Source organism: Sphingobium sp. BYY-5 (assembly GCF_022758885.1).
In the GTDB taxonomy this organism is placed as follows: Bacteria; Pseudomonadota; Alphaproteobacteria; order Sphingomonadales; family Sphingomonadaceae; genus Sphingobium.
In genome coordinates this window covers 2,579,730-2,588,687 of sequence record NZ_JALEBH010000001.1, presented here as the reverse complement: position 1 = coordinate 2,588,687, position 8,958 = coordinate 2,579,730, and the positions used below count along the sequence as shown (strand labels likewise).

The following is an 8,958-nucleotide window of genomic DNA, read 5'->3' as shown; positions in this document are numbered from 1 at the left end:
CTGTTCCTATCGCCAAACTCCGTTCGTTTCCGCGCAGGCCGGTCAGCATCGCAGCGAAAGGCACCGCGCTTTTGACTGGCGCGCAGCGCTACAGGCTGTAAAGAACAGATCATGACCAAAGGGCAGGGCGCCAAAGGGCAGGACGGATGATCGCGAAACTGAAAGGGCGGCTGGACAGCACCGGCATCGACCATGCCATCATCGACGTGGCCGGAGTCGGCTATCTGGTCGGCGCCTCCTCCCGCACGCTGGCCGCGCTGGGACCGGTGGGGGAAGCGGTGACGATCCACACCGAAATGCTGGTGGCGGCGGACTCGATCCGCCTCGTCGGCTTCGCCCGCGCCGAGGAACGCGACTGGTATCGCCTGCTCACCCATGTCCAGGGCGTCGGTTCGCGCGTGGCGCTCGCCATCCTCTCCGCACTCGAACCGCAGGACCTGCACCGCGCCATCGCGATGGGCGACAAGGCGATGGTCGCCCGCGCCAACGGCGTCGGCCCCAAGCTCGCCCAGCGCATCGTCAACGAACTGAAGGACAAGATCGGCGCCGCCCCCACCGGCAGCCCGCTGACGCCGGGCGCGGTCCTGCTGCCCAGCGGCGGCCACAGCGCCGATGCGCTTTCCGCGCTCCAAAATCTGGGCTTCAAACCCGCCGAAGCCAGCATCGCAGTCGCCGCCGCCGAAGAGGAACTGGGTGAGGACGCCAGCCTCGATGCCCTGGTGCGCCTGGCGCTGCGGAAGGCGGCGAAGTGATGCAGTTACCCACCAGTCATATGGAAGATCAATCTCATCGAAACGGACAATCCGCGCTGGATCAATCTGGCCGTCAATCTTGGCTTACCACCGCTTGCACCGAACCAGCCGCCCGATGGATGCTGAAACAAGTTCAGCATGACGATGGTGACATGCGAGCCGCCCATGACTGACGACGACCGCCTCCTCACCCCCAGCCGTCGGCCCGAGGATGTCGATGCAGCGTTGCGCCCCAAGTCGCTGGACGAGTTTATCGGACAACAGGCCGCACGCGAGAATCTGCGTATCTTCATCCAGGCGGCGAGGTCGCGGGGCGATGCGCTCGACCATGTACTCTTCTTTGGCCCGCCGGGACTGGGCAAGACGACGCTGGCGCAGATCGTCGCCAAGGAAATGGGCGTGGGCTTCCGGGCCACGTCCGGCCCTGTCATCGCCAAATCGGGCGATCTTGCCGCCCTGCTCACCAATCTGGATGAGGGCGACGTCCTGTTCGTGGACGAGATCCATCGCCTCAACCCGGCGGTCGAGGAAGTGCTCTACCCCGCGATGGAGGACCGCGCGCTCGACCTGATGATCGGGGAGGGGCCGTCCGCCCGCTCCGTGCGCATCGACCTGCCGCGCTTCACTCTGGTCGGCGCGACCACCCGCCAGGGGCTGCTCACCACGCCGCTGCGCGATCGTTTCGGCATTCCGGTGCGGCTGCAATTCTACACGGTCGAGGAACTGGAACTGGTCGTCCGTCGCGCCGCGCGGCTGCTCGACCTTGCCATCACTTCCGACGGCGCGGTCGAGATCGCACGCCGTTCGCGCGGCACTCCGCGCATCGCCGGGCGACTGCTGCGCCGGGTGCGCGACTTCGCCGATGTCGCCGGAGCGCCTTCGGTCGATCGGAAGGTCGCGGATGCGGCGCTCCTGCGGCTGGAGGTCGACCAGCTTGGCCTCGACCTGATGGACCGGCGCTATCTGATGATGATCGCCGACATTTATCGCGGCGGCCCGGTTGGTGTCGAAACGCTGGCGGCAGGCCTGTCCGAAGCGCGCGACACGATCGAGGAAGTGATCGAACCCTATCTGATCCAGCTCGGCCTGATCGCCCGCACCGCGCGCGGGCGATGCCTCAACGGTCCGGGCTGGAAGCATCTGGGCCTCAATCCACCGGCGGGAAATCAGGACGGACTTTTCGACTGAGGACCGCATCGGAAAAGCATGGCCGTTACGGCAAGGCGAGGCTATAGCTTCGCCAGAGAGCAGGCGCGCGCCAGATGCGCCGGAAACCGCAGGAGTCGAGCCTTGAGGGCCATCGAGACATTTCCCAACCTCGTCACCATGTTTTTCACCCGCGCAGAGGAAAAGGGCGATACCCCTTTCCTCTGGCGCAAGAGCGATGGGCAATGGCACGCGCTGAGCTGGACGGAGGTCGCGCGCCAGGTCGCCGCGCTCGCCACCGCGCTCAAGGCGTTGGGCCTGAAGCCGGGCGAGCCGGTCATGCTGGTGAGCGAGAATCGTCCTGAATTCTGCATCGCCGACCTTGCCATTATGGCGGCGGGCTGCATCACCGTCCCCACCTACACCACCAACACCACCCGCGATCACCAGCATATATTGACCGACAGCGGCGCCCGCGCCGTCATCGTTTCGACCGCCAAGCTGGCGCAGGTGTTGATGCCCGCCGTCATCCGGTCCCAGGCCAGCTTCGTCATCGGCATGGAGCCGCTGCGCGGTGCGCAGGGCACCTCCACCTGCCATCTCTGGAGCGACCTGATCGCCGCCCATCCGGCCGATGTCGACGCCATCTCCGCCAGCCAGACCGCGACCCGCAGCGACCAGGCCTGCATCATCTACACCAGCGGCACCGGCGGCGCGCCGCGCGGGGTGATGCAGCATCATGGCGCGATCCTCGCCAATGTGGAGGGCGCGGGGAAGATCGTGGTGGAGGATTTCGGCTGGGGTGACGAGGTGTTCCTCTCCTTCCTGCCGCTCTCCCACGCCTATGAACATAGTGGCGGCCAGTTCCTGCCGATGCTGCTGGGCGGGCAGATCTATTATGCGGAAGGGCTGGAAAAGCTCGCCAGCAATATCGAGGAAGCACGTCCGACCATCATGGTCGTCGTACCCCGCCTGTTCGAGGTGCTGCGCGCGCGCATCATCAAGTCGATCGAGAAACAGGGGAAATTCCCCGCCTATCTGCTGAGCCAGGCGCTGCGCATCGCGGCGAAGGAGCAGGCGGGGAAAGGCTCCGTCTTCGACCGCCCGATCAAGCTGCTCCTGTCCCGCACCCTCATCCCCAAGATTCGCGCCCGTTTCGGCGGCCGGTTGAAGGCGCTGGTGTCGGGCGGCGCGCCGCTCAATCCCGATGTCGGCCTCTTCTTCGACGCGATGGGCCTCACCCTGTTGCAGGGCTATGGCCAGACCGAGGCCGGACCGGTGGTGAGCTGCAACCGCCCCTCTGCCGGCATCGCCATGGACACGGTCGGCCCGCCGCTCGACGGCGTCGAGGTGAAGATTGCCGAGGATGGCGAAATCCTGGTGCGCGGCGAACTGGTCATGCACGGCTATTGGCGCAACCCCGCCGAAACCGAAAAGGCGCTGAAAGACGGCTGGCTTCACACCGGCGACATTGGCGAGATCGATAGCAAGGGCCGCATCCGCATCACCGATCGCAAGAAGGATCTGATCGTCAACGACAAGGGCGACAATGTCTCGCCGCAGAAGGTCGAGGGCATATTGACGCTCCAGCCGGAAATCGGCCAGGCCATGGTCCATGGCGACCGGCGACCCTATCTGGTCGGCTTGATCGTGCCCGACGCGGAATGGACCCGCGAATGGGCCGCGGAACAGGGCGTCGCGGTGGAAGTCGCCGCGTCCAACCCGGCCTATCAGGCAGCGCTGCGGGCGGCGGTCGACCGAGTGAATGACGACCTGTCGGTGATCGAACGGATCCGCCGCTTCATCCTGGCCGACGAGCCGTTCACGATCGAGAATGAGGAAATGACCCCCTCAATGAAGATCCGCCGCCATGTCATCCGCAAGCGCTATGCGGACCGGCTGGACGCGCTGTACAAGGGGTAAGGTAAGGAATCGGTCGATTGGCGGACCATATTCCCCCTCCCGTAGGCGGGAGGGGGATATCTTCTCTCCCATCCACATCCGCCATCATGCTACGCTTCATACCAAGCCGTCGATTGCCGCCCAGCCATCCGCACCGATGCCGCGCAGCATCCACCTGTGCTCCGCCTTCACACCGCCCAGCGCCATGACGGCTCCATCCACCCGCCGCGCCAGCCCCGCAAAACGCACTCTCCCCAGCGCTGGCGCGCCGGGATGCGACCGGGTGGGAAAGAGCGGTGACAGCAGCACCATGTCTACTCCTGCGCATCGTGATGCCATCACCTCCCGCACGTCATGCGCCGGTGCGCTGCGGATCATGCCGCGCCGCAAGCGCTTAACCTCGCGCCCGTGCCAGCCGTCGGCCTTCCATGCCAGCGCGTCCCGCATGTCCCCCGCCAGGATCAGCACCAGCCGCCGCCGCCGAGCGATGCCCCCCAACGCCTCGAACAATCTCCGTCGCGCGACGGCATCAGTGCGATAGTGGCGGAAGAGGATGCCCGCCCTCCCCTTGGGCAGCCGCGCGGCCGCCGCCAGCAAGGCATCATCAGCCACCCGCTCATCGGTGATGAGCCAGAGGCCGGGCAGCTTTTTGCGGTGGCGGCGATGCATGGCCATCCCTATAGCAGCGCGCATGACGACCGCCAGTTTCACCGCCGATGATCTTGACCGCATCGAAGCCGCCCAGCGCCTGGCCGCCGTGCGCGACACCATGGATCGCGCCGCACGCCTGACCGATCGCACGGCCGAGGATATCCGCCTGATCGCCATATCCAAGACGCATGATGCCGATGCCATCCGGCCGCTGATCCAGGCCGGACAGCGCATCTTCGGTGAAAATCGCGTGCAGGAAAGTCAGGAAAAATGGCCCGCGCTGCGCGAGGAATTTCCTGACCTCGCGCTGCATCTGGTCGGCCAGCTTCAGTCCAACAAGGCGGCCGAGGCGGTCGCTCTGTTCGATATGATCCATGGCCTGGACCGCCCGTCGCTGCTGACCGCGCTCGCCAGGGCGATGGACGCGGCGGGCAAGCGCATTCCCTGTTTCCTCCAGGTCAATATTGGCGCCGAGCCGCAGAAGGGCGGCTGCCCTATCGCCGATGTGCCGACGCTGATCGCCGCAGCGCGCGATGCGGACATCCCCTTGTTGGGCCTGATGTGCGTGCCGCCCGCCGACATCGAGCCGGCGCCCTTCTTCGCCCTGCTGGCGAAGATAGCGCGGGAAGAGGGCCTTGCCCGCCTCTCCATGGGCATGTCGGGCGATTATGAAACGGCGATCATGCTGGGCGCAACCGACATCCGCGTCGGTACGGCCCTCTTCGGCGAAAGGCCCTCTCCCGCCCGTCCTGTGCCGGCGAGCGGGAGAGGGATGCTCAGAAACTCCCGCGCAAAGTAATGCCGTAGGTGCGCGGTTCGGCCAGATAGGCCGAGATGAGCTGGTTGGCCATCGGCGCGCCCAGCGCGAACTGGCCGGTGGTCGACGTCGCCGGGCTGCTTGACTGAAGCGGGCTGGAGAAGGCGACCTGGCTGTAATTCTGGTTGAAGATATTCTGGCCCCAGAATTCCACCGCCCAGCGCTGATTGGGTCCGCGGATGCCGACACGGGCGTTCACGACGGCAAAGCCATCCTGATTTTTCTCCGGGAACAGGTCAGACCCGGTATTGAAGTCGCTGGTCAGTCGGCCATCGACATAGAAGAGCGCCGACAGGCCACTGGAGCCGATGTCCGGCGTCCAGGCGATACTGCCCGTCGTAACCGATTGCGGCGCGTTGCTGTTGATCGATCCGGGAAGCAGGAACAGCGCCGGGTCGAGCGGCACGCTGCCGTCGCTGCTGCCGACCAGCCGGTTGGCGAATTTCGCCCGCGCCCAGGTAAAGCCGCCCGACACGCGGACATTGCGCGCCGGCGTCGCCGACAGTTCCAGTTCCACGCCCTGGCTGATAAGGCCCGGCCCGACATCGCCGCTATCGCAGGTCCGCGCCGCGCTCAACGCGCTGTCGCAGCCATTGATATTCTGCACGACAAAGCTGGTGCCATTGAAGGTGTTGAGCTGGAAATTCTTGAACTCCTGCCGGAAGGCGGCGATGTTCGCGCTCCATTTGGGCTGGCTGTATTTGAGGCCCACTTCGAACGAATCAACCTTCTCCGCCGCGAAGCGCAGGCTGGTGACATCGGCATTGGTGCGCGGCGCGAACACGGCGGGAATGAGGTTGACGCCCGTCGACCCCAACTGGAACCGGTCGAGATTATAGCCGCCCGCCTTATACCCTTTGGAATAGCTGCCATAGAGCAGCAGTTCGTCGATCGGCTTCCACGACATCACTGCCGTACCGGAAAATTCGCCGTCGCTGATGCTGTCATTGAGGTCCAGCGCATTGAGGCTGGTCGATCCATTGCCCAGGCAACCCAGCGACAGAATGCCGCCGGCCAGCGTCGCCGCATTGCCCAGCGCCGCATTGGTCGCGATCGAGGGCAGCGCTGATGACTGGAGCGCCGCGCAGGTCGCGTTGTTATTGTCGAAATCGGCCGAGAAGCGCTTGCGCTCATGGGTGTAGCGCAGGCCCAGCGTCAGATCGAGCCGCTTGGTAATGTGGATGATATTATGGGTGAAAAGCGCCCAATTCTCACTCTTTTGCCGATAAAGCGAGGCGACGTCGCCGGCGCCGGAGGGGATCGCCGACAAAGCGCGCAGCCCGTTGCCAAGGCCCGTCGAGATGGCGGAGGCCTGACCATTGGCGATGGCCGTCGCCTGCGCCGCCGGGACACCCTGCGCGATCAAGCTGGCGCGGATGGCGGGCGCGAGGCCGGCGTTGAGTTGCGCCTGCGTGCCGGTAATCAGCGCCGATGTGGCGGCACCACTGCCGCAGGCCGCCAGTTGCGGTGCGGTGAGATTGCTGTTCACGCTGGCCCCCGCCATCAGGCGGCAGGCGGCGAAACGGCCATAATCGGCACCGAAGCGGATATTATCCTGCAAGGTCAGCTTTTCATTGGCGTAATAGCCGCCGACCAGCCAGTCGAGCTTGTCCGCAAAGGCCGATCCCTGCAGCCGCAATTCCTGGGTGAAGGTCTTGAACTGGCGATAGGTGTTGGGATCGCGGTAGAGCAGGTCGGCGCGATTATAGTCATAATCGCCATAGTCGCGGGATTTATAGTCGCGATAGGCGGTGATGCTGGTCAGCTTCGCGCCACCGAAGTCATAATTGACCTCGCCCGACAGGCCCCAGTCCCTGAGCTTGCTGACATAGTCGCGGCCCGGCGTGATGGCAATTTCGCGATCATAGGGATCGGCGGGGATGACGCTGCCCTGGCCCGCCAGGATCGCCGCGATGCGGTTGAACGGCGCAGTGCTATAGCCGCCGCCCGGCACCGGACGCCGCTCGCGCGCCTCGATATAGGTGGCGCCGCAGCAGCTTTCGTCGCGGTTGGTGTAATCGCCGATCAGCCGGATGGACAGGGCGTCATTCGGCTCGATCAACGCCTGGCCGCGCAGGAAATAGCGGTTGCGGTCATTGGTGTCGCCCACCTTGGCGCCAGTGCCGTCGACCAGCTTGTAGAAGCCGTCGCGCTTCGACCAGACGCCGTCCAGGCTGAGCGCGATGCCATCCGCGATCGGCCCGGTCACACGGCCCGACAGCCGCCAATAATCATAATTGCCGTAGGTGATCTCACCCTTGGCGTGGAAGGTATTTTCCGGCGCCTTACTGATGATGTTGATGAGGCCGGCCGATGCGTTGCGGCCGAACAGCGTGCCCTGCGGCCCCCGCAGCACCTCGACTCGTTCGATCTCGCCCAATTCGTTGAGGCCCGCGCCGGTGCGCGAACGATAGACGCCGTCGATGAACACGGCGACAGAGCTTTCCAGTCCCGGATTGTCGCCTACCGTGCCGATGCCACGGATACGCGCCGAGGCGTTTGCTTCCGAGCCGGTCGACGAGACCAGCAGCGAGGGCGCCAACTGGTTCAGGGTCCGAATGTCGCTGGCGCCGCTATTCTGCATCGCTTGCGAACTCACCGCCGACACCGCGATCGGCACGTCGGACAAGGGGCTGGCGCGGCGGGTGGCCGTGACGATGATTTCGGCATTATTCTGGTCGGCCGCCGCCTGGGGAGCAGGCTCGTCCTGCGCCAGGGCGGCAGGGGCGAATATGCACAGGGCCAACGCACCGGTTGTGGTCAGCCAGAGACTCTTGTCTGTCATGATGTCGATCCTCTCCTGGCCCGCCCGGCTTTTCGCCGCGTCGGGATTAGAATGATTATGATGCCACAGCGGGGGCAAGGCAAGAGTCCCCAGCTTTTCCGTGCATTTAGCAACATAGAGCAACCATAAAATCATGCGGTGTTGCCTATCGGCAACGCATTAACGTCTGATTTCCGTAGCGTCGCTTTACGATAAGGGAAAGCGCAGCAGCCGATCCGCGATTGGCACCAGAGCGGCGGCATCCGGCCCCACCGCGCGAAGAATTTCCCCATGACCCGCATCCAGTCCCCCCGTCAGCGCACCCAGCGCAGGCAGAATCAGCTTGGTCGCCGATCCCACGAAGCAGCGTCGCGACACATGCCATCCGCGCAAGGACAGGCGCAGCTTCGGGTGGAAATGGCCGGAAATTTCGGGCCGGGGATCGTCAGGGTCCGCCTCATGCCGCAACCATATCCCCTCGACCTCCATCTCCGCCGCGCGCCGTCCCCCCGGCATGGTCGTGACACCACCGTCATGATTGCCTGTAATCCAGATCCAGTCCAGCCTTTCCGTAAGGGAAATTAGCCGATCATGCGCACGGGAATCGAGCCGGGCAGCACCGTCGCTGTCATGGAAGCTGTCGCCCAGCGACCAGACCGCCCGCGCACCGGTGCGTTCAACCAATGCCTCGACCATGTCCAGCGTGGCCTGACTGTCATGGGGGGGCAGAAACTGACCGAAGCGGGCATACCAGCTCGCCTTCTCGAAATGCAGATCGGCCACCAGCAAGACGCCCTGATCCGGCCAGAAGAGCGCCGCTTCGGGCAGCGCCAGAAACTTATGACCAGCGAACGAAAGGGGAACCATGCCCCAGCCTATGCGCCTGTCCGGCCCGGCTTTCAAGAAAAAGCCCAAGCGCCTATAGG

At 64.8% G+C, this 8,958-nt stretch carries 7 protein-coding genes and 1 pseudogene; 5 read left to right on the top strand and 3 right to left on the bottom strand.

Translation table 11 applies throughout. From position 1 onward, the window contains the following. Positions 1–146: 146 nt before the first annotated feature. The 4 genes and pseudogenes from ruvA (at position 147) to MOK15_RS12445 (ending at position 3,821) form a co-directional block, all read left to right on the top strand. Positions 147–752, top strand: a complete 606-nt coding sequence (ruvA, locus tag MOK15_RS12460) for a Holliday junction branch migration protein RuvA (RefSeq protein WP_242931903.1) — start codon at positions 147–149, stop codon at positions 750–752. Positions 753–773: 21 nt separating this feature from the next. Beyond that, a pseudogene (locus MOK15_RS12455) lies at positions 774–878 on the top strand (GIY-YIG nuclease family protein); the annotation flags it as partial. 39 nt (positions 879–917) lie between these two features. Beyond that, positions 918–1,940 carry a Holliday junction branch migration DNA helicase RuvB gene (gene ruvB, locus MOK15_RS12450; protein ID WP_242931902.1) on the top strand — a complete coding sequence of 341 codons (1,023 nt, stop codon included), beginning with the start codon at positions 918–920 and terminating at the stop codon, positions 1,938–1,940. Positions 1,941–2,078: 138 nt separating this feature from the next. Further along, positions 2,079–3,821, top strand: coding sequence for an AMP-dependent synthetase/ligase (locus MOK15_RS12445; protein ID WP_242932738.1), 1,743 nt, complete (start codon positions 2,079–2,081; stop codon positions 3,819–3,821). A 96-nt stretch (positions 3,822–3,917) separates the two neighbouring features. On the opposite strand, the gene MOK15_RS12440 is transcribed toward MOK15_RS12445, so the two are convergent. Further along, positions 3,918–4,469, bottom strand: a complete 552-nt coding sequence (locus tag MOK15_RS12440) for a thiamine phosphate synthase (protein WP_242931901.1) — start codon at positions 4,467–4,469, stop codon at positions 3,918–3,920. 22 nt (positions 4,470–4,491) lie between these two features. On the opposite strand from MOK15_RS12440, the gene MOK15_RS12435 reads away from it, so the two are divergent. Continuing rightward, complete coding sequence (locus tag MOK15_RS12435) at positions 4,492–5,250, top strand: YggS family pyridoxal phosphate-dependent enzyme (protein ID WP_242931900.1); 759 nt, start codon at positions 4,492–4,494, stop codon at positions 5,248–5,250. Here MOK15_RS12435 and MOK15_RS12430 read toward each other — a convergent pair. Beyond that, the gene (locus MOK15_RS12430) at positions 5,228–8,053 is read right to left on the bottom strand and encodes a TonB-dependent receptor (protein ID WP_242931899.1); all 2,826 of its coding nucleotides are present in this window, start codon (positions 8,051–8,053) and stop codon (positions 5,228–5,230) included. The two genes, MOK15_RS12435 and MOK15_RS12430, sit on opposite strands and share 23 nt — an antisense overlap. A gap of 186 nt (positions 8,054–8,239) precedes the next feature. Then, positions 8,240–8,899 carry a ligase-associated DNA damage response endonuclease PdeM gene (gene pdeM / locus MOK15_RS12425; protein ID WP_242931898.1) on the bottom strand — a complete coding sequence of 220 codons (660 nt, stop codon included), beginning with the start codon at positions 8,897–8,899 and terminating at the stop codon, positions 8,240–8,242. Positions 8,900–8,958: the final 59 nt, after the last annotated feature.